The sequence below is a fragment of the Desmonostoc vinosum genome (genome assembly GCF_059505385.1).
Window position 1 is genome coordinate 47691 of sequence record NZ_JCACKM010000298.1, and the last position, 23740, is coordinate 71430.

Genomic DNA, 23740 nt, shown 5'->3' on the forward strand with positions numbered 1-23740 from the left:
ATAAAAATTCCTCTTCCCCTACTCCCGATCACTGAGCAAAGTCGAAGTGCCACTCCCAACTCCCCATTTGAGTATAGGTTTGGGTAGATGCTGCATTTCCCAGACTTTCAGCAAAATTAGATACTCATAGAATGCCTGCAATGTACACCAAGCGAAACCGGCGCGTCCGTCCAAACAGCCACCCAAGAGAAAATACATATATAAAAAGCGAAGAAAGGGTCTAGCAGGTAAGCGCAAAGACAAATCTTTTAAAGCGCGTCGTTTTTCAACTTCCGACTTGCCAAAGAATAAATCTAGCCAATTAACTTTTCCTTGCTCTAACTGATATAATGTTTCTTTCGCTTCATCTGTAGAGTAACGGTTATGCTTATCAATCCAGCGGCTCAAGCCTTTACTGCAAGTGTAATGAGGATAAGTTTCTGTTAAAAAGCTGGTTGTACCGTTACAAACTTCTCGCTCAGTATGCCCGTAGTCGGTAAACCATACTTTACCATGGCGAAAAAGCCGCATTTGATAACGGGGATATTGAGTGCTGTAGCGAATCCAACTATTCATGAACATCACGCGTTCGGCGACGTAATAACCGATGTAGTCTGAGTTCTGCATCGCCTGTTGACATTCAGCAAATAGTTCTGGTGTCATGCGCTCATCGGCTTCAAGAATATATACCCATTCATGCTTTGGGGGGATAGATTCTAACATCCACGTGCGTTGGCGTCCGTGACTCTCAAAAGCATGTTGGACAACGCGGATGGGATATTGGTTAGCGATTTCTATAGTGCGATCGCTACTACATGAATCCACAACAATAATGTCATCTGATAGCATCGCCGATTCAATACAAGCAGCTATATCTAATTCTTCGTTATATGTCAGTATATAAATTGAAAACATTCTACTTCCTACTTCCTACTCCCCACTCCCCACTTTCTATGACAAAGTGTGGCAGTATGAGCCGTTAACAATTGTTAGATGCATCCTACTGCCTGATTAATATTGCATTAACGTGCGGTTGCTTTACGTGTACCACTTTGTAAAGCACCCATACCTCTCAATCCTATCCAACCGATGACGATGTAACCGATGGACAATAGCAAACTGCTAATACCAATTCGCAGTCCTGATTTCCAAGCACCATCTTTAGCTTGTTTTTCATCTGCTTCCTTTTGAGTGCGAATTAGATTCAATTGTTGATTTGCTTTTTGAGTCGCACGTCCTTGAGGATCTGTTACCTGCGCGATTAATTTGTCAAGTTCTTTGTCAAGTTCCTGGGGAGCTGCTTTCACTTTCTTGAGTAGTTCTTTCAACTCAGGAGCAACTTGAGGGTTATCAAGTGCTTGCTTATATTTCTTTTCATCTTTTAGCAGGTCATTAATCTGGGTTTTCAACTGAGGTCTGGCTTGGTTTCGGAACTGCTCTATCTGAGCTTTTCCTTGTTCAGTATTCAGTGTTGTCTGCAATTGAGTTAACACCTGGTTTAGTTCTGCTTTGAGTTGATTTTCTTGCAAATCTGCTCTTTGAGTAATTTGAGTTACTGTTTGAGTGCTAAATTGACGCACATTGTTTAAGTGCAACGGAAATATCAGCAAGAACATCAACCCTAAAACGCTTGATAGGATCAAAGCTGGAAATCTTAGATCTACTCCTTGTGGGCGATCGCTAACTGCATCTGCACTATCAATCCAATATGCAGCAAATAGCAATCCTAGTCCGATTAAAGGTACTATTCCTCGATCAACTAGTGCTGTTGCTAAAACAATTTGTGATTGTTTATTGGTGGGGCTGAAGTCCAACAGAAAAACCACAAAGTCAGCAAAAAACAACAAAATGCAGATTATTCCAACTACCTTGAGTGTGAAGGCAGCGCTTACAGAAGTGAAACGATTAACCATAGTTTTCCAATCTGGCTGTGAATCAGAGTGATTGTCATATTTAAAGTTACTTGAATATTGTTCCCATGACCGTAACTGTTATCTATGTGGAAACACAAAGCAGACTGTAAACTACTTAAGACTATCTACACTCTGGTTTTAAACTACACCACAGTAGCATCTATAATGTACGGTGTCCTCAGAAAAAACTTTGTATTTTAAGATACGTACTTAGGTTGGAACACAGGGGAAGAAGAATGAATTATTTTGCAAAAGGCTGCCAAATCGGTAGATCTTCAGGTCGATCAACATCAGCCAAAACAGGCAATTCCCAATGTAACAAATTAAGCTTCTCAGCAATGCCCATAGTTTGTTGGAATACTTGATTGGTTCCCCACTCGATGTTAGCGAATAACTCTGCGATTGGTTGTCGCAAACCAATTAAGTAATAACCACCGTCGATTGCAGGGCCAAGGATCAAATCATGAGTATGCAGTTGTTCAAAGGCTGTTGCGAGAATTTGAGCGTTCAACTCAGGGCAATCTGTGCCAATGATAATTACATATTCTGCACCAGATTTTAAGGCATCGGCTAGGGATTTGATCATGCGATCGCCTAAATCACCTCCACTTTGAGGCTGGTAAACCAAACCCAATCCCAACCAGTCTTGCATCAGCTGCACATTCCCACCAGCGAACCGCACTTCTGGGGATATGGCAGTTTCCTTCTGCAATTCCCTAGCCTGAAGTACCGTATGTTCCGTCATCTGCTGTTGCAGATTAGCAGCGCCAACATTACCCAAAACAGGTATCAATCGAGTTTTGGTTTTCCCTGGTTCTGGATAGCGAGTAAAAATAATTAAGTGCTGTTTCTGAATTGTTGGTGATTTCAGCACGTAATACCTTGCTTGAATAAACTAACAAATATATTAATAGCAATAATCTCCACTGCTGTTAGCTCTATTATGCTCCTTCTCCATTCTGATTGCCCCTAGAATTGTGGAAATATAAACGCAACGCTTAGCCTTACCAGTATATTTACTAGATAGTGTTACCCGTCCTAACGGTGGTTGCTTGACACTACCTCTGTAATCAAATTGAATTTGCCTAATGCCATCTGACTCTCGCAAGGTTGTTTCCTCATCTAAGCGCACATTAGTGTCTAGCTTATTCCAATGAGCAGCAGATGGGTTGACTGTAGCAGGGTGAACAGCCCATTGAACAATTCCATTATGTTCACGAAAGCTAGCTTGCCAAGTCAATTTTTCTTTCTTAGCTTGGCTTTGGGCTTGACGCATAGCATGGTAAATTTCACTTTGAGCAGTATTAAGGCGGCGCGTTTCCACAAAAGCTAGCCAATTAGGTAGCCCTAGACCAATTAGTATACCAATAGCTACAACAACAACCAAAGTCTCTACCAGCGTGAAACCACGATTAGAGCGATTATGAAAAATCTTTTTTACATTAAATAAACATAGTAAATACACTTTATATAATGTCCATTTTTATCAGAAATCTAAGAACTTAAAATTTTTATGTTTATATGTAAAATCATTTTCAGTCTGGATTTCAATTACCGTCTGTAGCTTGCTTACCGTAGGATAAATGCCTTTAATTATGAATTTTTAACTTATGTTCTGTTTTCAGCTACCCAGATTTTCAGCGATGTTTCAGTATGTTGACTTCTTTTTTCATGTTGATTATTGATACTGTAAAGCAGAGTAGGGAGGGTAAGAATTACAATAATTTTAAGTAACAATTTTAAAGTAAAAGTTGTACGCTCTAGCCTAGTAGAATCATAAAAAACATAATTCCATAAAAATTTAGCAGCAGTTAAACCTTTTTGTCGATTAACTGGTTTCTGCAATGCTTTACAAGTTAAATATTTATATAAATTAGCAAGACTTGTATTCCAGTTTTGTTTAAGCGCTGATGGTCTTTCTTGATACGCTCTTGCCAGCAACTGTAAGCAGGCTGTTTCCTGTCTAAGAAGATTAGAAGAAACTGAATTAGCACTTATTCTATATAGAATTTGTACAGATTGTACGCATACAAACTCGAACTTGCAGGCTAATCGCAACCACATATCCCAATCCTGAGCAGCAAGTAGAGATTCATCAAAGCCACCTAAATCTATTAAAGCTTCTCTACGAATTAAAGGGTTGGAACCATTCTCTAAAAAATTAGATATCAATAAATTTTCATAAACATCTCCACATGCATTAGTCCGTCTACCTGAAAATACGAAATGACCATTTTCATTAATATAATCAGTCCAGCTATATGCAACAGCTGCATGTGGATTTTCTCGTAGACTTTTTAGTTGGCTGGCAAGCTTATCATTTGTCCAGATATCATCTGCATCTAAAAAACTGACAAACTCTCCAATTGCATATTTTAATCCTCGATTACGGCTAACATTGCCACCTGCATTATCGAAGGAAAACACTTTTATTCTTGTGTCTTCAAATTGTGAGATGATATCTAATGTCAAGTCTTGCGAACCATCATTGATAATAATTAACTCAAAATTAGTAAAGGTTTGCTGAAGAACAGATTCAATGGTGGCTTTAATAGTTTTTTCACTATTATAAGCTGGGATAATTACAGAAATTGTTGGCACAGTCCTGTCTAATTTAATCATGATTTATATTAGTTGTTCTCACCTTACTCAAATAAGACTTTAAGTAATAGAAAGGGCTAATCATGCTACCCCAATAAAATTCTATTTCAAAAAGCGCTATAAGATCATTATCTAAATTATTTCGATATTTAATGGTATGTTCCAATATGCGGCGTAAATTACCTAAGATAGTTTTAACAAATATGATTGGTTTTTGCCAATTTTTAGATTGAATAAAGCGTAACTGGCAAGTACACAAGCCATAGCCACGAGCTAAGGTTAATAAATAATCTTTCTCTAATCTCCAATGGGGGATTTGATGGTAAGTATGCATGGTGGGATTATACCAAATTTGCCAACCAGCATTGTGTATGTGAAGTAATGCTTCATAGTCATCACCACCTTGTACCGAAATACCAGGTAATCTACCAATCAACGCAGGTCTTTGTGGGACATGATCACACCATGCTTGTTTACGAACTACTAGGGCTGCACCAGCGGGAAGTCTTAAATTATCTGCATCAAATATATATGGTTCTGGCCCATGTTCTCTAATTGCTAAAAAAGCTTGAATTCTTTTAAATTCTTCTGGCGGTTTTACTTCAAAATCACCATGAATTTGACCACCCCAACTCCCTGCTTGAGGATGTTCCTCGCCAAATTTATATGCTTCTGCTAACCAATCAGGAGCAGGTAAATTATCATCATCTAAAAATGCAATTAGCTGGCCTCTGGCTTCGCGTACTGCACGTAGTCTTGCGAAAGCAACTCCCTGTTCGGTTTCTAAAAAGTATCTGATTGAAAAATTGCGATCGCAATTTTTTTGATAACTCTCAACCACCTCTTTTGTATTATCAGAACTGTTGTTATCTACAATGACGATTTCCCACTTTAGATGCTCAACTCCCGTCTGAGCCAAAATTTTATCTAAAATTGTAGGTAAACGAGTCGCCCCATTATACGTGGGAATAGCTAAGGTAACATCTATATTTTGTTGATTCATAAGTTTATATGTTAATTACTTATTATTAGTTTCTAAATAGCCATTTTTCCACAAATAAAAAGGACTAATTAAGCTACTTAAGAATAATTGCATTTCACAAGCAGCAACTAAGTCGCTTTTTAGTTTATTCCTATATCTAAGTAAATGAAAAGTAATTTTACGTAAGTCATTAACGATGTAAGCTAAAAAGGCAACTGGTTTATAAAAAGGTTTAACATTTACCATTCTAGTAACATAACGGCTAAGTCCAATACCTCTAAAAAAGGGTATCAAATATTCTCTTTGTAAACGAGATTTTGGTATTCGGTGATAAATTTCCATCTCTGGGTTATACCAAACTTCCCATCCTGCTTTTTGGATGTAAGAAAGCATTTCTAAGTCTTCGCTTGTGAGCATATTACCATTAGCTCTACCAGTTAAAATAGGCTGTTTTGGTACACTTGCTAACCAAGCTTCTTGTCTAACAACAAGTCCGGCAGAAGGAGGTAATAACCTTTTTTTAGCTTCATATAGTAGCGGTAAATTGCCTCTTTCTGTGATTGCTAAAAATGGGGCGAGTCGCTGAAAATTTTCCGGCGGTTCTACTTCCCATTCAGGATGAATTTGGCTACCATAAGCTCCTGCATGAGGATACTTTTGACCAAAAGCATAAGCTGCGGCTACCCAATTGGATACTGGATAGTTATCATCATCTAGAAAACCTATTAATTTACCTGAAGCAACTCCAACAGCCTTTTTACGAGCGTAAGCTGCTCCTTGTTGTTCTTCAAAGCAATACCTTAAAGGATAAGGACATTGCCAATTTTGTTGATAAGCTTGGACAACTTGAGCAGTATTATCAGTACTGTTGTTATCTACAACTATAATTTCCCAGGAGAAATTTTCTGTATTAATCTGATTTTGCAATCGTTCTAATAGTTCAGGTAAACGACCCGCACCGTTATAAGTTGGTATAGCTACAGTAAAATCAAGGCTTTCAGTCATCTGTCAAAAGATATATTGTGTGAAGGCACTTTTTGAGGATGTTCAGTAATTGCTACAAATTTAACACAGTGTAATGTGTAGCTAATTGTTTAATAACAAACAACAAATATATAAAAGCAGAAAACTGCACCTAATGTTACAATTTTGCTCTTTCAGGTGCAGTTTAATGTACCGTATTTTTACGTAATTATTGACATAAATCTATCATTAACATAACTTATTTAGTTACAATCAGCGTCTCTTGCTGTTCGCATTGATCCCAGAAGAGTACTGACAATCACACATCGCTTAACATTAGTAGCAACGGTAGTTCCCGCTTGAGGTATAGCTACTAAAACTTTTAAACCCGTATCAGGAGCATTACCATTAGTCTTAGTTGCTAAGATACCCATGTAATCAAAAGTGATTGTTTGTGGTGCGCTGCTATCAAAACTGGAAGCGTATGTGTTAGAAGCACCAGTAGTGTTTATGTTAGTAAGATTAGTACCAAGTAATATTTGTCCTGGTTTAATTCCTAAATCTCCACCTAAATCACGCCAGAAATTATTAGGTGTAGAATCCTTTGGATGTATAGCAATTCGTGGAACTTTAGTACTACTATCGGTTGTAAAACTGGCACTATAACTAAGTTTTTTCTTTTTAGCTTCTTGCTGTGCTTCTTGTAGCGCACCTAAAACAACATCGTTAGCCTTATTGATTCGCTGTCTGTTCAAAAAAGTAAACCAACTAGGGGCGGCGATCGCTGCTAAAATTCCAATCATGAGAACTACTGCTATAACTTCTATTAAAGTAAATCCAGCATGTTGTTGATTGTAACCATTGGTATTGTGTTTATTGACTAAATATTGCTGCTTGAATTTTATTTTATGGCTGTGTAACTGGAAATAAACTAATAGTTTTGAATTAGGAACATTCGGCATATTATCTTACTTAATATTAAGCTTTACTAAAGATATAAGCTATTTACTAAAGATGAAGCTACGTCCTTGCACTTTGATGCTTCCGCTTGGGAAATAACTAGATTTGTTCTGAGCGTAACGTATCTTAGTGTCATCATTTTGTATTAGGCGAGCTTGCGCGTTCCCCCTTAAATAAACTTCAGCAGCACTTCTATCATCTGCACTAACTGAATCTACACAAGCATAAAAGCTTCTCCTGGTAAGAGTTGCTGCTGCCGGAACTTGTTTAAAGTTGGTGTTAGGGCAAGTTATTGTTGCTGTTGTTGTTGGGGTTTCCTGCGCTGTTGTTGTTTGATCTACAAAATCAACTAAAACTAAGGGATTTTGATTGTAAGTTTCCCCTGTTGTCAAACTATTTGTCCAACTATTCATTTTTTCTTCTAATGTTGTACCTTTTTGTGACAAGTTTAATGATTTAAAACCTTTATCTGGACATAGACTATATTTTTCGGTTGTAGGAAATCCAGTACAATTACTACCAGTGCTATTTGTCACGCCATCTCTAATTTGCCATCTAGCGATGCGGGCAGCTTGAGACCACGTAGAACTATTATCTTTAATTAGATAATAAGCTACTAAAGAGTACACAAAAGAATCGTCTTTAAATTGAACTACATCAGCACTATTTTTAATCTCAACAGCTTCTTTGGTAAATTCTCGTTTCCAAAATACTAAAACTGGAACCCCATTTGTTACCGCAGGAATTTGAGAGTTGATAGCTGCAATCCCTGTGTCATCGTATATATACAGAGCTTGTTGAAGATCACGAGCGATATAATCAAGCGCCGCTTTAATTTCTTGCTCAGAGTTTGCTTTGGCTTGTTCTTGGCGGTCAGTATTTAAAACGCCAATCATAAAGCCTAATAATGGGGTGATTACAAGGAATGCTAATACCATAGCTACAAGTAGTTCAATGAGGGTAAACCCACTATTTTTATTTTGCTTGTGAGAGGGTCTTAGCTGAGCAATTAACAGCCACCTCAATATCTTCATTTTGGTAGAGTTCTCCTGAGTGACGGGTACTGAGTCATAAAATCATTTACGTTTGCTGGGATAATTATGGTTAACAACCACCAAGGCGATCGCACAAAGCCCTATAGGAGGGTTGACCTCTGACAATTTCAGTAGTCATTTCCACTACTGGCGTCTTGCGATCGCCTAGTCCCCCGGTGAATGTTGCTGCTTTTTTTCCACTAGTCAAAGAGCCAGCACCAATGAAAGCATCTGAACGATATACCCGAATTCCCAAACGATAACCTTGACCTTTATCAGGGTCAGTACCTGTAACAGCAAGGCGCATAGCCTGAATGTAAAACAGATCGCTAGTACAGTCGGGGTTAGCAAGGCTACCATTTTTGTTAAAGCAATACAGACCAGTGCTAGCGGTAGGAACTGACCCACTACTGAGTAAATAGTCACTAGTTGAGCTAGATACAGTTCTAGTTGTACTAGCAGCTAGTGTGACGGTGATTGCCGGATCTGAAACTGTTTTAGCCTTAATAGCATCAATGAAGGCTTTAGCTGCTTCAGTTGCTAGTTCTACTCGTCTGGCTTGCACACGAGTTGCTGTTGATATGACCAACACAGGTGCGATCGCAGTTAGTAAAATAGCAGCTACTAGTATCGCCACCAATGACTCAACAATAGTAAAACCAGACTGGCTGGACTGGACAGATGATTTTTGCTGTTGGTATGAGTTCATAGTTAGTTCCTCTTGTGATTGGGTGTAGTACGAGTTGACTACACCCATTGCTTACTAGGAAAGGAGTGGAGGTTAAATCTGTTAACTTGGTCTATTTATCTATTCAGACACTTCAGGATGGTTGGAGCTTGCAGTTACTAGGACGTTCAGTTGTCGGTAGTGCAAATTTTAAACTACTGCCAAAGTAAGTACTATCTGCGGTATCAAACCCATCTGTAGTTTGAGTTTGCACAGCACATAAGAGAGTTTTCACCCAAAGGTCATCCCGACCTACTTCTCTGTAGTATTCATTAGGAGGATCTGATGCTGGAATGACAAAGCGCTGAGCAAACAAGTCTGGATTTTGGGACAATAAGGCTACATCAAAACCCCAGTTACGGTTAGGGGGCATATAATAAGGCGCTTCCCCAGCACCACTAGTACCTACAAAAGTACTATCTGATGTATAACCAGGTCTTGCAGAATTTAGAGCTCTAATAAAGATACTATTATTGGCAGTAGCGGAAAGAGCATTAGGGTCAGAAGAGGTTGCAGGAGCAGTTGCTGGCCCTGATCTGACAAGAGCTTGGAATGGTGCAGTGGCGTAGATGCTACGTTTAAATTGGATGAATGAACCGCTGATATTGGCATTTACTCCATCCCAGTTTTCTAAGAAGCGTGCAAAGTTATGCAAACCTCCATTGATTTCGTAAGTAGTCGGCGTTGTTGTACCCACGCGGGCAGGAGTATCACCAGCCGCAATTACTAGATTAAAAGTTGTTTCACTTGCCTTAGACAACCACCTGGTATTTTTTACAAGACTGGATAATGATGATCCTGCTAAACTCGCGTAATCTTGATCTTGAGGTGCTGCGCTCGTTACTTGTAATTGTAAAACAGGTTCTAATAACGGTTGGAAATACTCATCCCTTGTAAATGTCATCGTGCTTCCAGGAAAATCCCTCTGCGAAGAAACGGAAGCACCTGGTACTTGGGGATACCTGAAGAATAGACGACGAGTGTTATCGTATTTTATCTCACTGGTGTTGAATGCTGGCGAAGTAGTAGAAGTACTTGTTGTGGTTGCAAACCATAGCGCATTATCCGCTGTCTCAGGTATGGTGCTACCAGTAAAAGAGTCTACCACTTTATTTCCAGATACTGTTTTTATACCTAATACAACGGGAGTAGTTTGATTAAAAGCGGTAAACTCAGCATTAGAACTATTAACCAGTTTTCCAGAACTACTTCGTTTGAACGCAACCCGGCGGGCAAATCGTTCAAAACCAGCCCTTGGCGGTTGGGCGGTAGTACCAGCTAATAGTTTGGTTTTTGCAGCATTTATTACGTCACTATCACTAGATTTTTTTTTGATATCTGCTAGCTTCAAACCATTGGTTGGATCTTTATCATTGGTTTGGTCATTATCATTATCTAAACCAATATACCAATCAGTTGCTCCACATTCCGAAACTGGTATCTTGAAGCACATCTCCATGACATACTCTGGGAAAGTTCCTCGACGCTGAATGGGCGTGACGAAGTTATTTAAGTAAGAACTGTTATAAATTGCCGAATCAGTAGCAGTGGGAGTACCTCTATAGTAGGAATCATCATTAGATGCAGTGAAGAAATTAGATGAAGTGACGAAGTTGTTATTCCAGAAACCCTGCTTCAATCGTTTGAGTACTAGGTTAGGGTCACTGCCTTGGTTATTTCGCAGATCGTAATCACCCTCATTGCGGAAACCATAGCGGAAGTTATCAGATAACAAAGTGACAGCATCGGCAATCACTGATGCTGGTCGCCAGCTTTCGCCAGTTGTGCAATTGGGTAGTCTAGGGTCACTAGGACGACAGGCAAAGTTAGGATCGCGATCTGCCTCAGCACGAGTGTAAAATTTACTATCGTAAGTAGAATCACTTGGAAGAGGTAAAAGACCCGTACCTTTAAATTCTTGCTTGGTGTGCAGATTAAAATTGCCTTTGACATAAGCTGGCAGATCAGTTACAAAAATTAAGCCTTTTTCTTCTGCCCTGTAATCGTTCTGGCGACTCAAGTCACTGCCATTAATCAACATAATGGCGTTGGGTCGCCGCTCCGGATCGAGCCTATAGTCACTGGCGCTTATATTTTCACTGGTTAAGTCACTAGCATCTTTTTGAGCATCCTCACGAGAGGCATAGATGATGCCACTATTAGGCAACAGATATTCGTTAGACCAAATACCAGTGATTGAAGTTTTGCGTAGCCCACCCAGACTTGAATCACCTAAGTTTATGACAGTGGCACGAATTTCTAATGGTTGGCGCTGTTCAACTTCTAGATTGTAGTTTCCAGTTAATCCAGCACCTTTATCTATAGCCTTAATTTGTCTAGCATCAAGAAATGTAGTTTCCTTGATTGCACCATTAGGAATGTAAGTTTCACTCGGATCAAGAGTCCCATCAGCAATTTCTATTGCACAGATTGTGGAATCAATTGCTGATTGTTCAGATAGAGTGAGGTCTTTATCTGTTGCTTTTTCTAGTGCTTGCCGCAGTAGCGGATTTACAAAACGACCGTTGGGAAATTTCAAGTTGGCTTGATATTTTAGGCGATCAAGCAAATCTACAGCAGTGTTTGTTACATCATCAGCATTCGTCGCAGTAGTTGTAAATAGTCCACTGGTTAACGTCTGCCCTCTAGTTACTTCATCAGATGTTGTTTCGGAAATTTCATAAACGATCCCATTGTTGGAAGCTGCTGCTGTTGCGGGATCAAGGGGATCGTAGGTGTTTGTAGTTGCTGTCGTTTGATTAGTAGGGTTGTAGTAGCTACTGACGCAGGCTACGGGTGTTTGATAATTATCTGCTGTAGCTGCTTGAGGAGCATAAGAATCATGGTTGTAGTGATAAACTGCTGTGGCACGCATCACCAAATCACCACGCTTTTGTTTACTGGCATCCAGAGGATCGTCAGCATCGGGTACAAGCATAGGCATAGTGTCAGGCCAAACTACTAATGATGAAGCAGTAGCAGGTAGTCCTGAACCCGTCCTTCTATATGTTCCTGCACCTGTAATTACTCGCAGTCCCCCAACTACACTAAGAACATCAGCGCGGGGTGAAGCAGCCGAAATTTCCCAGAATCCGTCACGTCCAGTCACCCCCAAATCTGATAACTGTCTAACGCGAGTGGTACGAGTACGATCTTTGGTAGTGCTACCTGTCCATTTCACACCAGTGATGGTTTCGGGAACATCCTCTCCGACAAATTTTGTGCCGTCCCATTTGAGTTCAGGCAGATTGTTACCTACTACGATGCGATCGCCTAAGTCTGTTTCTATGACGGGAGTATTATCTACAATGTCTGGATCTCTAGTAGGTAGCTGTCCTGTTTCTAACGTCAGTGTTGTATTAGTATCCGTTGGATAGATCCAGCTATCCATTGGACGTAGTGTATTACCAGAACCTTTCATAAAGGTAGCTGCATCTGCTGTGGTGTAGTCCACACCAGCAGATTTTTGAATACCAGAAGTACCATAATTTACTTCTCTAAATGGTACACGCCGAGTACGTTTACGGAACCAACTTTCCAATTCTTCTTGACGTACTTTACTCGCGCTTAAGCTGGGATCGTTTGCAATTCGCTTAGTTATATTAGTTTGGATTTCGTCAGGATCAGTAGTACTGGCATTAACTAATTGTGCCTTCACTAATAAGTCTATGCGTTGAGCATAAGCTTGACTATTATAGGCAATTTCATTCGATTTATTTGAGGTGGATTTATTAGTAGATGCAAAAGATAAAGTTGTGTTAGGTGTATCATTTTCTTTAAATAAATGTACCTGAGTTCCACCTACATCACTTGTGCTGATTGGGTTACTAGTTCCAATATTCCCGCCAACAACTATTTTGCCATTTTCTCGTTCGTAATAACAAGAATATCTACTACTAACCTGAAATAAGGTTATATCCTGATTAGTTTTAGCAGTGAATAAATTACTGTTAGTGAAAATACGTCCATTCAAACGGAATCTAGGGCCGGGTGTAATATCTAAGTCATCCTCATAAACAACAGCATTATTGGTAATAGGAACTTGACTGCGGTCTTGTTGCATTTCTAAAGCAGAGAAGCCCTTATTACCTCGATACTCTTCATATTTGGTTGTATCAAGACCACCTAAACTACTAATGGGAACTGTTGCGGTATATACGAAGAAGCTTTTTTTCAATTCGCCAGTTGGTAGCTTATACCAACCAGAAGCGCCTACTAAGCTGGCACTAGTCTCACCTGCCGAATCACAAGCTCCGCCTGCTTTGGCTGGTAGCATAGGAGGGGTTCTGGCATCTAGTGGTATTCTCTTTCTGGTTTGGGTAATCCCAGTTTGGGGGGGAGTGCGTAAGTAGATGGAGTAGAGAATAAAGCTATCAAATTTGCCATTATTGTCTGTATCGGCAGGAAATTTCCAAGCTGTTTTCAGATTTTCTTGATTTTCTAAAGATGTACTTTCTTCAACTGTATTATCTTTGTCAATGTCATAAGTCAGGGTTATGGGAGTTTCATCACCCAATGTATAGGCTGGAAGTTTAGAAGTTAAAGTATTGTAGAATGTTGCGTTTGATGGGACAGCACGTGGCAAAGTGGGGTCAGCAAACAGTTCAGTGATTTTTGCTTTAGCTCTTTCTAAGGCAGGGACAGCAGCTTGCAGAGTAGCCTCATTCACTCGAACATTACTAGCATTTTTTGCTCGTTCAAAAGACCGAAATAAAATTGCAGTTGTCAACAAAACTACTACTAATGCCACCATTGCCACTGTAGGCAACACAAAACCAGCATTTGCTAGGCTGCGTCTTTTTTTAGTATTAAATAAGGTTCGCAGTAGCCAAAGAATCTGCTTTTTAATTGCAGAGATAGACTGCTGAAAAATTTGTGTGAATAACTTTTGAATCGCCTTGACTAGTTGACGTTTTCGAGTCATAGTTGCTTCCCTGTCAAGTATTTTGTATTGGTATATGAGATTTTTTGATGTTGTTAATCATGCCTGCAAAGTAATTTCGCAGTCAAAAAGATAAGAGGATTTTTGTGTTTAATGCATTTTTTACACTAAATAATTAATAATTTTGGTCACGGCAAAATGCGGTTTTTAAGGTTATATCATTGATCAATTGTTCAGTTGCATTAGGAAAATACTGATTTATATCAAATTGTTAAATTATTAAAATTGAGGGATGTTAATACCATGAAGTTACAGTAAATTTGCGGATCTAGATTTTTTTTTGAAAACAATTTTATGAAGATATTGTTAGCGGAGTAGGCTTATAATACCCATCTGTTAAAGAAAACATGTCAATTGAATGCAAAGTAGTAAGCTAATAATCATTCAAATTGCATCCCCGCGTCTCCCCTTCCCCGCGTCCCCGCGTCTTTCTGAGGCAAAGGATTATGCAAGTTAAAGGCAGATTAGCTTATTAAGTAATTAAAAACCTCCCTGTGATGGGGAGGTAAAAGGGAAAAATATATAGGATTTATAGCAATTGAATTTGCGATCGCAATGCAAATCTTTCGGTTAAAGACGCGCCATGGCGCGTCTGTGCAATGCTTGTTGTTTCTAGTAATGGTTTAGGTTGATACCAGCTTCTTTTGCCATTGCTTCTAACCCTCTGATTTCCAGGGTTTTGATTGCTTTGGTAGACAGCTTGAGTCTTACCCAGCGATTACCACTTGGCCACCAAACGCGCTTGCTTTGCAGGTTGACTTGCTGAAGGCGCTTTGTACGGCGGTGGGAGTGAGAAATTGCAAAGGCGTTATTTGCCTTTTTACCAGTGAGTTCACAGCGGCGAGACATTTCAACTATCTCCTGTTTTGACTTTAATACAACCTTTCTATTTTAGAGCTTGGGGAATGGGAATTGGGAACTTGTACTGAGCGGACTTGTGCTGAGCGTAGTCGAAGCAGTCGAAGTATGGGAGATGAGGGAGGCTCTTATGGGTAGGTTTTTTAGATTTCGCATTTTGGTTGACGCGGAGACGCGGGGACACGGGGACGCGGAGAAAGATTTCGGAACGGAAAAATAGGCTTTTTCAGACTGAATATGAAAAACCTACCCTTGAAAGGGGAGGTGGGGGAGGTGGGGGAGATGAGGGAGAAATTTTCTCCGTGTCTCCCCGTCCCCGCGTCCCCGCGTCTCCCCATCCCCGCGTCGCTTTTTTAAGAATGGGTTACTGTTTCTACCTACTGGCTTGTTCTGTCAGTTTGGTGAGTACTTCGTTGGAACGTTCGACAAAAGATTTCATTCCTTCAGCGTCAAACCCTTTCTGCGACATCAGCGCCAAATCATAAACGTGTTGGCAAATCAGGTTTACTAACGGGTTTGTTGATGATTGACCATCATCTTGAATGATACTACCTTGATTGAGATGTGTGAGATTTTGAATCAATGGGTGGGCGGTATTCACTAGCAAAATGTGGTCTTCGGGGAAATCTGCTGACTGCTGTTGCATCATGGCGTTCATTTCCCGCAGGCGGCGCAGTATCTCTGGTAGCAGGACGATCGCAGGTGGTGTACCTTGAGGATCATCGGATTTCAATGCTTCGGTGCGGATATTAAGTCTAGGTTTGTTGAGGGATTTCTCGAATAACTCTTTAATTGTCTCGCTGCGGGTTTTGTTGGTTTTGGGGTCAACTATTTCCCCGGCTTTATCTTTATCGAGCAGGGTATTATCAAGGTCTGAGTCTACCCGCGTAAATTTAACGTCTTGATATTCCCTCTCTAGGAAGTTAATAAAGTGGGTATCGATGAAGGAGTCCATAAACAGGACTTCCAAGCCTTGATTTTTATGTAGTTCTATGTATGTGGCTTGGGTTGCTTCATCGGTGCTGTAGAAAACGCGGTTTTCGTGGCGTTCTTTGTTACGTTCTAGGTATTCTTTGAGGGTGGTGTATGGGGAGGTGGAAGTTGGTTGAGAGTCGGGGGAAGGTGTGACATCTTGCCAAGCGTCATCTTCGCTAGTTTGAACCTGAACCGCAGCGGTTTCGCTATTCCCCACTTTTTCTGCTGTGGTGCGAAAGATGATGATGTCTTCGATTTGCTTTTTAAATTTCTCGTCGTTGAGAACACCAAATTTTACAAAGGTACCAAGGTCTTTCCAAGCACTGATGTATTGTTCACGGTTGTCGCGGTAGAGTTCTTTAAGGCGATCGCCTACCTTTTTAGCAATATAATCGCCTATTTTCCGCACGGTGCGATCGCCTTGCAATGCGCTGCGAGATACGTTCAAGGGAATATCGGTGCTATCAATCACACCGCGCATTGGCATCAAAAATTGTGGGATAATTTCTTCGCAGTTGTCGCTAACAAAGACTTGGTTGCAAAATAGTTTGATTTGCCCTTTGGTAACATCTACATCTGGCTTCATCTTAGGAAAATACAGAATGCCGTTGATGATGAAGGGATAATCTGTATTGAGATGCACCCACAGCAGCGGTTCTTCCTGAAAAGGATACAAGTAACGGTAAAACTCTAAATAATCTTCTTGACTCAAGCCACTAGGAGACTCCCGCCACGGTGCTTTTTGCCTATTTAATACTTCACCATCCATTTTGATTGGTACTGGCATGAAGTCGCAATAGGTCTTGACAAGATTTTTAATCCGTGCTGACTCTAAAAATTCTTCCTCTTCTCCTTGCAGGGTGAGGGTGATAGTAGTACCGCGAATTGTGCGGGGTGAATCTTCTAGGGTAAACTCTGGGGAACCATCACAAGTCCAGTGGACTGCTGATTCTCCTTCTTGGTATGAGAGAGTGTCAATTTCTACCTTTTGTGCCACCATGAAGGATGAGTAAAAGCCAAGACCAAAGTGACCAATAATCGGTTGATCTGATTTGCCTTGATACTTGTGAATAAATTCTTCGGCACTGGAGAAGGCAACCTGATTGATGTATTTCTTGACTTCTTCGGCTGTCATCCCGATACCGTTATCGGAGATAGACAGGGTTTTTTTGTCTTTATCTATGACAATTTCAATTTCTGGTTCGCCTATATCACCAGCATAATCTCCGGCGCGGGATACCATCTTCAGTTTTTGAATGGCGTCTACAGCGTTGGATACCAGTTCCCGCAAGAAGATTTGGTGATCTGAGTAAAGCGACTTCTTGATAATTGGGAAAATATTCTCAGTATGAATACTGATAGTACCTTGTTCTAGCATGGTTATCCGTCTATTACTTAGTTGCAGAAATAATTCTGAGAATTAATTTTCCGCGATTCTCAGTTATTACAGGTAAGGAATGCCTCTTAAATTTTATTCGGATTCCCCTACCACTGGCAGAAAATATTATAGACATTACTTATGTAGTTTGTCATAGACAGCAGCTAATCCCGCAGCTTGCATGTTAAAGGCTGCTGCAATCTGATAAATAGGGAACAGGGAACAGGGAACAGTTAACTGGCAACAGAGTGTTGTTTTAGGTGGGGATTTATACCCCACTTCAAAAAAGGGCGTTGCTGAATCATGGGATGAAATATGATGGGTTGAAATCTCAAACTCTTTATTCTCTGTGCGCGGCAGTCGCTACAACGCTTTGAACCCCAACGCGAGTTGTTCATGGGGGTTTCCCCCAAGACCACACTCGCTCCGCAACGCACTGCCTTGCCCCCGATAAATCATCCCGCAATTATGCAACGCCAAAAAAAGCTATTTGTAGAAGTAGGGGTCTCTAACTCCCACAGAGAAAAGCAAATAGGAAAAACGTTTAAGTATTGCTGGTATTTTTTTCTAACACCAAAAAGTAGTGATATGGATGACCGACATCTCTAAATTCTTCCTTAACTGTTAACCCAGCTTTAGCAACGGAGTTTAAAATCCGCTTTTTAGGATATCCTTTTATTCCCATTTCCCAGTAGTGTTGATCACATATAGGTTTTGTATCCCAGAATTTTGGTATGCTGAATAATAAATGTCTTGTTCTATCAGCTATGGAAACTCCAACCTCAAGTCCTAAATACAAAGTATTATAAGGAATTGAAATCACTAAAAATCTATTTGTTACTTCTGCAAGTTGTTTGAGAGCTTGTTCTGACTGCTCATAAGGAAAATGTTCTAATACCTGAAACAGCACGATCGCATCAAATTTACCTTTTAGGTGTGAAATATCTTTTGTCAAATCCAAAATGATATCTGGATTGAGGTTAGGGTCAATATCTGCGGTAGAAACGTTGTATTTATATCGCTTCAGTATATCCGCAAAAAAAGAATTAAAAATCCCAATTTCCAAAATGTTTTTGACTTGACTACCGAGTGAAAATATTAAACGTAACTGATGATGGTAACTGATCAGTCTTTTTTTTGATAGGTATCGTGAATTTTGAAGTTCTAAGGAAGTGATGAGTTGTTGCATAAAAATTGTCCTTATGAAGTTGAGTAAATTAGGCAATTTGACAAATCAACAATTTCAGTTGCAAATGCGGACTTTATGAGTACTTGAAGTCGGCACATGAGAGATTGTGATTATAATCACCTATTACTGTTCCGCTTGATATCAATTTTGACACTAAATTTGCGGTTGAGCTACTCTGTCTTAAAAATGCGGATTGGTGACTGGGGATTGGTAAAAAGATGTTTTCATGCCCTTGTTGTACTGAGTTACTACGTGGAAATCTAGTTAGAAAAAAGATAAATATCCATATATTAGTTGTGCCTAAATATATACCAAATTTGTGTATTTTCACGGTTCAGATGACGATTCAATTAGTTTAACTGGAGTTTGTGAAACTGATACTTTAACGGGTAGTTCTTTGCTGAAAGTTAAACCATTTTCACTCTTATCGATAAAAATCGTATCTCCAGAGATAAAAGTGTTTTCCAGTAATTTAGTGGCGATGGGGTTTTCGACTTCTCGCTGGATTGCACGCTTGAGGGGACGAGCGCCGTAAACTGGGTCATAGCCAGCTTCTACAAGGTAATCACAAGCAGGTGAAGAGATCTCAAAGGAGATTTTTTGCTCGCGGAGGAGATTTTCTACCCGCTTAAGTTGAATGCGGATGATATGCCGCATTTCTGAGCGACTGAGGGTATGGAAAAGAATGATGTCATCGACACGGTTGAGAAATTCGGGGCGGAAGTGCGATCGCAAGGCATCTGTCACTCGGTTCCGCATTGTTTCATACTTAGAATCATCGCCAGACACATCTAAAATGTGTTCGCTACCAATGTTACTAGTCATGACAATTACGGTGTTGCGAAAGTCCACTAACCTACCCTGAGAATCAGTAATTCTGCCATCATCTAATACTTGTAATAAAATATTAAACACATCAGGATGAGCTTTTTCTATCTCATCCAGTAGTACTACTGAGTAAGGATGGCGGCGAATTGCTTCAGAAAGTTGACCCCCTTCTTCGTAGCCAATATACCCCGGTGGCGCTCCTACAAGACGAGAAACTGAGTGTTTCTCCATATACTCAGACATATCTAGGCGCACTAGGGCATCGTCAGAATCGAAGAGAAATTGTGCCAAAGCACGGGCAAGTTCGGTTTTGCCTACACCTGTGGGGCCCATGAACAAAAATGAACCAATGGGACGCGAGGGGTCTTTCATTCCTGCACGGGCGCGACGGATTGCCGCTGCTACTGCGGCGACGGCTTCCTGCTGCCCAATAACTCGTTCATGTAAATGATGTTCTAATTGCAGTAACTTTTGTCGTTCCGATTCCAACAGACGATTAACGGGGATTCCTGTCCATTTGGCGACAATTTCGGCAATATCAGCTTCTGTGACTTGTTCTCGCAGTAAGGTGGAGCCTTGACTTTGAATTTCTAGGAGTTTCGCTTCTTTAACTTCGCGATCGCGTTGTACTCCCTCTAATTTACCGTACTTGAGTTGAGCAGCTTTATTCAAGTCATAAGCGCGTTCGGCTTGCTCAATTTGTACTTTGAGAGCATCTTCTTCTTTCTTTAAAGCGCTAATTGCTTCTAATAGCTGCTTTTCTCCTTGCCACTGCTCATTAAATTTGTGCTGCTTTTCTGTGAGAGTGGCGATTTCTCGCTCAATGCGTTCTAAACGCTCTCTAGTTGGAGCAATACTTTTATCTTCTCCCGCCAATGACAGTTTTTCCATTTCTAGCTGCATTAAGCGACGGTCGATAGTTTCCAATTCGGCAGGCTTGGAGGTAATCTCCATTTTCAGTTGTGCGGCTGCCTCATCTACTAAGTCAATAGCTTTATCGGGCAAAAAACGGTCTGATATATAACGTGCTGACAAAGTTGCCGCCGCCACTAGCGCTGAGTCAGAAATCTTAACATTGTGATGAACTTCGTAGCGTTCTTTTAAACCCCTGAGAATGGAAATAGTATTTTCTACGCTGGGCTGATCTACAAATACCTGCTGAAAACGGCGTTCTAGTGCTGCGTCTTTTTCAATGTGTTTACGGTATTCATCCAAGGTTGTTGCCCCGATGCAACGCAATTCTCCCCGTGCGAGCATTGGCTTGAGTAAATTCCCTGCATCCATTGCCCCTTGTTGGCTAGAACCAGTACCAACAACAGTGTGCAGTTCATCAATGAACAGGACAATTTGACCGTTAGATTCCATAACTTCCTTCAGAACTGCTTTCAAGCGTTCTTCAAATTCTCCCCGCAGTTTGGCTCCAGCAATCAAACTACCAATATCTAAAGAGATTAGCTGACGGTTTTTCAAAGATTCCGGTACATCACCATTCACCATTCGCTGTGCCAGTGCTTCTGCGATCGCTGTTTTTCCTACTCCAGGTTCACCAATCAGCACTGGGTTATTTTTGCTACGTCGAGACAATACCTGGATTACGCGCCGAATTTCGTCATCCCGCCCGATTACTGGGTCGAGCTTTCCAGATTTTGCTTGTTCTGTCAAGTCTCTACCAAACTTTTGTAAAGCTTCGTAACGTGATTCTGGACTTTGATCTGTCACTTTTTGGCTACCACGTACAGTTTTGATCGCCGCTTCTAGCTTAGCGGTATCCGCACTAAAGGCTTTGAGCATCCGCCTACCGATGCGTTCATCCTCAGCAAAGGCTAGGAGCATGTGTTCTATGGAGATGTAAGCATCTTTCATCCCAGTTCTAATATCCTCGGCTCGGTCTAATAAAACATCTAAACTACGACCGAGATAGAGTTGATCGCTTTTACCAACTTTGGGTTGACGTTGAGTATAGGCTTCTAGTTGCTGTTGTAAACGGATTGGATCAACTTCAGATCTGGCAAGGATACGTATTGCTAAACTAGTGGGTTCTTCTAACAGGGCAATAATTAAATGTTCAACATCTAATTGCTGTTGTTGATAAGCACGAACTATATCTTGGGATTTAACAATCGCTTCCCAGGCTTTATCAGTAAATTTATTAGGATCTGTAGGCTGCATCTTTACAATTTTACGATTTTTAGTTTTATATTTTTTGGGACTGGCGAACCCGAAGGGGAATCGGGAATTGTCATTTGTTATTCTCCGCGTCCTCTTCATCTCCCTGTTGGTGAGCGAAGTCGAACCACATCCCCTCTTTCCCCTACTCCCTAATCTAAAACGAAAACACGGTTCTGAGGGTACTTTGCCAGATGGTGTCATTGGAACTATCGTTATTAGCGTTACTGACCACAGATACTATGGGAGTAATACTAAAATTGTCGCTCAGGGTAACATTGTAGAATGTCTCGAAGTTCGTCTGAGTAGCATTACCAAAACTATCTGTAACGAAAGGCTGGGCGATCGCAATTCCCGCAATGCTACGAGGCAAGACTAAATTCCGCCAACTCAAACCAATTGCCCAACTCAAAGGATGTAAATCTAAATTTTGGCTGATCGCGGTGTTAAATCCTTGATAGTCACCAATTCCTAAGCGAGTAAAAATCCCTGCATTGCGGTTGAGGGCATATTCGGCGTTGATACCAAAAGCATTAATTTTTGTATTGTTAATTAAAGCATTGGTGTATTGCAGCCTGAAGACGAAGTGCTTGTTTGGTGAGTATTCTAGTTCTACACTTGCTTGACGACGATCGCCAAATAAACCACCATCTATAGTTGAGTTTGGTTGATTAGCATTGGCACCAATGTAAAGCGATCGCAAAATAAATTTACTAGACTGAGGTTGCCAAGCGATCGCTAATCCTGCACCACCATGACGATCAATTTGGTTTTGTACAATCAGGGGATTATTGATCAAAACGCTAGAACTAAAATCAATTGCCTCATTGTTAGCATACTGGTTACGGTCAATAAAATCCCGTGGTGACATTTTCGCCCCAACGGTAATAGCTACATCAGGGAAGGGGTGAAAAGAGTAATATAACTTTCTGAGATTTAACCCTGGCTCAATGGCAGTATAGTTAAGTCCGCCATGCTCACCAACCAAACCACTCTTGTTGAGAGGGTTTTCTTGATTAGCCAAAGTTATGGCATCACCGCCGTTGTTACCAGATTCTAACTGAGTGATCAGTAAATCTTGTGGATGGAAACTGGTGGTTAGAGTTAAACGTTCACGGTTAATTAGAGTATTGTTAACGTTACTACCATCATTTAAAGCAACAATGATTTGACCTTGGAGTTTGGTAGTAGGAGAAAATTGATCAGCTTGGAGTTGAGTAGTGCGATCGCTAATTGTGTTTAGTTGCTGTCGCAATTGTTCTAAAGCTAAACCATGTTCTCTTTGTAACCGCCGTAAAATCATGATGTCTTCTTGATCGCCAATAGCATCGATACTCAAGCTATCTACTTTATCTAAAGTTGCTGCTAAACCTGCGACAAATTCGTTACGGGTGACGGGGCGATTACCTTGAAATTTACCGTTGCCGTAGCCAGATAGGACTCCATAGCGTTCCATAAGTGATCGTAACGCTCGATAAGCCCAGTCTGTTGGCTTGACATCAGATAGTTCTGATACCGAAGTTTGCTGGGTTACTTGGGTACTAAGTATTGGGTATTGGGGATCGGGGGTCAGGAATTGGGTACTTGAAAAACTCCTCCCCCAGTCCCCAGTTCCTTCATCAGCCTGTGACGGTAAGCATATTTGGCTGAAAATACCGCAACTTGCTAGACCTCCTACTAAAAACTTCTGCCAACAGATTTTTTGCTGGCGGCATTGCTTGATGCTCAACTCGATCACCTAATATTCTTTTTGGAGAATTACTGACTCACAAGTTGTTGTGATTGCTGTTTTGTAGCAGATCCTTGAGTACCTAATTGAATCAGTTCAACTTTGTATCCGTCCGGATCTTCCACAAAAGCGATTACCGTCGAACCATGTTTCATGGGGCCTGGTTCCCGCACAACTTTACCGCCATGATTTCTAATTTCCTCACAGGTAGTATAAATATCATCAACGCCAAGGGCGATATGACCGTAAGCACTACCCAATTCGTACTTTTCTACTCCCCAGTTATAGGTTAATTCCAGTACTGTATTGTCGCTTTCTTCACCGTAGCCAACAAAAGCGAGGGTAAATTCTCCTCCTGGATAATCTTTTCGCCGCAGTAGTTTCATGCCCAGGACTTCGCAGTAGAACTTCAAAGACTCTTCAAGGTTGCCTACCCGCAGCATTGTGTGTAGTAATCGCATAGTCACCTTTTGTTTTTGTTAGGTAATGCTCTCTATCAATATTTTACAAAGCCTG

Annotated in this window: 17 protein-coding genes; all 17 read right to left on the bottom strand. The window is 40.6% G+C overall.

Going from position 1 to position 23740, the window contains the following annotated elements:
- Positions 1–18: 18 nt before the first annotated feature.
- Positions 19–894: a glycosyltransferase family 2 protein gene (locus AC5JMF_RS31065; RefSeq protein WP_495799553.1), complete on the bottom strand. Its 876-nt coding sequence runs from the start codon at positions 892–894 to the stop codon at positions 19–21.
- Positions 895–1001: 107 nt separating this feature from the next.
- A complete protein-coding gene (hpsJ-B, locus tag AC5JMF_RS31070) occupies positions 1002–1892 on the bottom strand; it encodes a hormogonium polysaccharide biosynthesis protein HpsJ (RefSeq protein ID WP_495799554.1) in 891 nt (296 codons plus the stop codon).
- A gap of 241 nt (positions 1893–2133) precedes the next feature.
- Entirely contained in the window at positions 2134–2766 is a 633-nt protein-coding gene (locus tag AC5JMF_RS31075; protein ID WP_495799555.1) for a TIGR04282 family arsenosugar biosynthesis glycosyltransferase, read from the bottom strand.
- Positions 2767–2799: 33 nt separating this feature from the next.
- Positions 2800–3357, bottom strand: coding sequence for a pilus assembly FimT family protein (locus AC5JMF_RS31080; protein WP_495799556.1), 558 nt, complete (start codon positions 3355–3357; stop codon positions 2800–2802).
- Positions 3358–3500: 143 nt separating this feature from the next.
- A complete protein-coding gene (locus AC5JMF_RS31085) occupies positions 3501–4514 on the bottom strand; it encodes a glycosyltransferase (protein WP_495799557.1) in 1014 nt (337 codons plus the stop codon).
- Complete coding sequence (hpsE, locus tag AC5JMF_RS31090; RefSeq protein WP_495799558.1) at positions 4507–5496, bottom strand: hormogonium polysaccharide biosynthesis glycosyltransferase HpsE; 990 nt, start codon at positions 5494–5496, stop codon at positions 4507–4509. The genes AC5JMF_RS31085 and hpsE (AC5JMF_RS31090) overlap by 8 nt, the downstream gene beginning before the upstream one ends.
- Positions 5497–5511: 15 nt before the next feature.
- On the bottom strand, positions 5512–6480 hold the full coding sequence (gene hpsE, locus AC5JMF_RS31095; protein ID WP_495799559.1) for a hormogonium polysaccharide biosynthesis glycosyltransferase HpsE: 969 nt from the start codon (positions 6478–6480) through the stop codon (positions 5512–5514).
- Between the two features lie 221 nt (positions 6481–6701).
- Positions 6702–7400: a pilus assembly FimT family protein gene (locus AC5JMF_RS31100; protein ID WP_495799560.1), complete on the bottom strand. Its 699-nt coding sequence runs from the start codon at positions 7398–7400 to the stop codon at positions 6702–6704.
- 39 nt (positions 7401–7439) lie between these two features.
- Complete coding sequence (hpsC, locus tag AC5JMF_RS31105) at positions 7440–8432, bottom strand: hormogonium polysaccharide secretion pseudopilin HpsC (protein WP_495799561.1); 993 nt, start codon at positions 8430–8432, stop codon at positions 7440–7442.
- Positions 8433–8502: 70 nt separating this feature from the next.
- Positions 8503–9141, bottom strand: coding sequence for a hormogonium polysaccharide secretion pseudopilin HpsB (hpsB, locus tag AC5JMF_RS31110; protein WP_495799562.1), 639 nt, complete (start codon positions 9139–9141; stop codon positions 8503–8505).
- Between the two features lie 112 nt (positions 9142–9253).
- Positions 9254–14083, bottom strand: a complete 4830-nt coding sequence (gene hpsA, locus AC5JMF_RS31115) for a hormogonium polysaccharide biosynthesis protein HpsA (protein ID WP_495799563.1) — start codon at positions 14081–14083, stop codon at positions 9254–9256.
- A 630-nt stretch (positions 14084–14713) separates the two neighbouring features.
- Entirely contained in the window at positions 14714–14950 is a 237-nt protein-coding gene (rpmB, locus tag AC5JMF_RS31120) for a 50S ribosomal protein L28 (protein ID WP_495799564.1), read from the bottom strand.
- Positions 14951–15332: 382 nt separating this feature from the next.
- A complete protein-coding gene (gene htpG / locus AC5JMF_RS31125; protein ID WP_495799565.1) occupies positions 15333–17312 on the bottom strand; it encodes a molecular chaperone HtpG in 1980 nt (659 codons plus the stop codon).
- A 544-nt stretch (positions 17313–17856) separates the two neighbouring features.
- Entirely contained in the window at positions 17857–18501 is a 645-nt protein-coding gene (locus tag AC5JMF_RS31130; protein ID WP_495799566.1) for a methyltransferase domain-containing protein, read from the bottom strand.
- A gap of 327 nt (positions 18502–18828) precedes the next feature.
- Complete coding sequence (gene clpB, locus AC5JMF_RS31135) at positions 18829–21498, bottom strand: ATP-dependent chaperone ClpB (RefSeq protein ID WP_495799567.1); 2670 nt, start codon at positions 21496–21498, stop codon at positions 18829–18831.
- Between the two features lie 154 nt (positions 21499–21652).
- On the bottom strand, positions 21653–23230 hold the full coding sequence (locus AC5JMF_RS31140; RefSeq protein WP_495799581.1) for an iron uptake porin: 1578 nt from the start codon (positions 23228–23230) through the stop codon (positions 21653–21655).
- 23 nt (positions 23231–23253) lie between these two features.
- Complete coding sequence (gloA, locus tag AC5JMF_RS31145) at positions 23254–23685, bottom strand: lactoylglutathione lyase (RefSeq protein WP_495799568.1); 432 nt, start codon at positions 23683–23685, stop codon at positions 23254–23256.
- Between the last annotated feature and the right edge of the window lie 55 nt (positions 23686–23740).

Coding starts and splice junctions, on each gene's coding strand:
- AC5JMF_RS31065 (WP_495799553.1), bottom strand. CDS start 894: ATGTTTTCAATTTATATACTGACATATAACGAAGAATTAGATATAGCT.
- hpsJ-B (WP_495799554.1), bottom strand. CDS start 1,892: ATGGTTAATCGTTTCACTTCTGTAAGCGCTGCCTTCACACTCAAGGTA.
- AC5JMF_RS31085 (WP_495799557.1), bottom strand. CDS start 4,514: ATGATTAAATTAGACAGGACTGTGCCAACAATTTCTGTAATTATCCCA.
- hpsE (WP_495799558.1), bottom strand. CDS start 5,496: ATGAATCAACAAAATATAGATGTTACCTTAGCTATTCCCACGTATAAT.
- hpsE (WP_495799559.1), bottom strand. CDS start 6,480: ATGACTGAAAGCCTTGATTTTACTGTAGCTATACCAACTTATAACGGT.
- AC5JMF_RS31100 (WP_495799560.1), bottom strand. CDS start 7,400: ATGCCGAATGTTCCTAATTCAAAACTATTAGTTTATTTCCAGTTACAC.
- hpsC (WP_495799561.1), bottom strand. CDS start 8,432: ATGAAGATATTGAGGTGGCTGTTAATTGCTCAGCTAAGACCCTCTCAC.
- hpsB (WP_495799562.1), bottom strand. CDS start 9,141: ATGAACTCATACCAACAGCAAAAATCATCTGTCCAGTCCAGCCAGTCT.
- hpsA (WP_495799563.1), bottom strand. CDS start 14,083: ATGACTCGAAAACGTCAACTAGTCAAGGCGATTCAAAAGTTATTCACA.
- rpmB (WP_495799564.1), bottom strand. CDS start 14,950: ATGTCTCGCCGCTGTGAACTCACTGGTAAAAAGGCAAATAACGCCTTT.
- htpG (WP_495799565.1), bottom strand. CDS start 17,312: ATGCTAGAACAAGGTACTATCAGTATTCATACTGAGAATATTTTCCCA.
- AC5JMF_RS31130 (WP_495799566.1), bottom strand. CDS start 18,501: ATGCAACAACTCATCACTTCCTTAGAACTTCAAAATTCACGATACCTA.
- clpB (WP_495799567.1), bottom strand. CDS start 21,498: ATGCAGCCTACAGATCCTAATAAATTTACTGATAAAGCCTGGGAAGCG.
- gloA (WP_495799568.1), bottom strand. CDS start 23,685: ATGCGATTACTACACACAATGCTGCGGGTAGGCAACCTTGAAGAGTCT.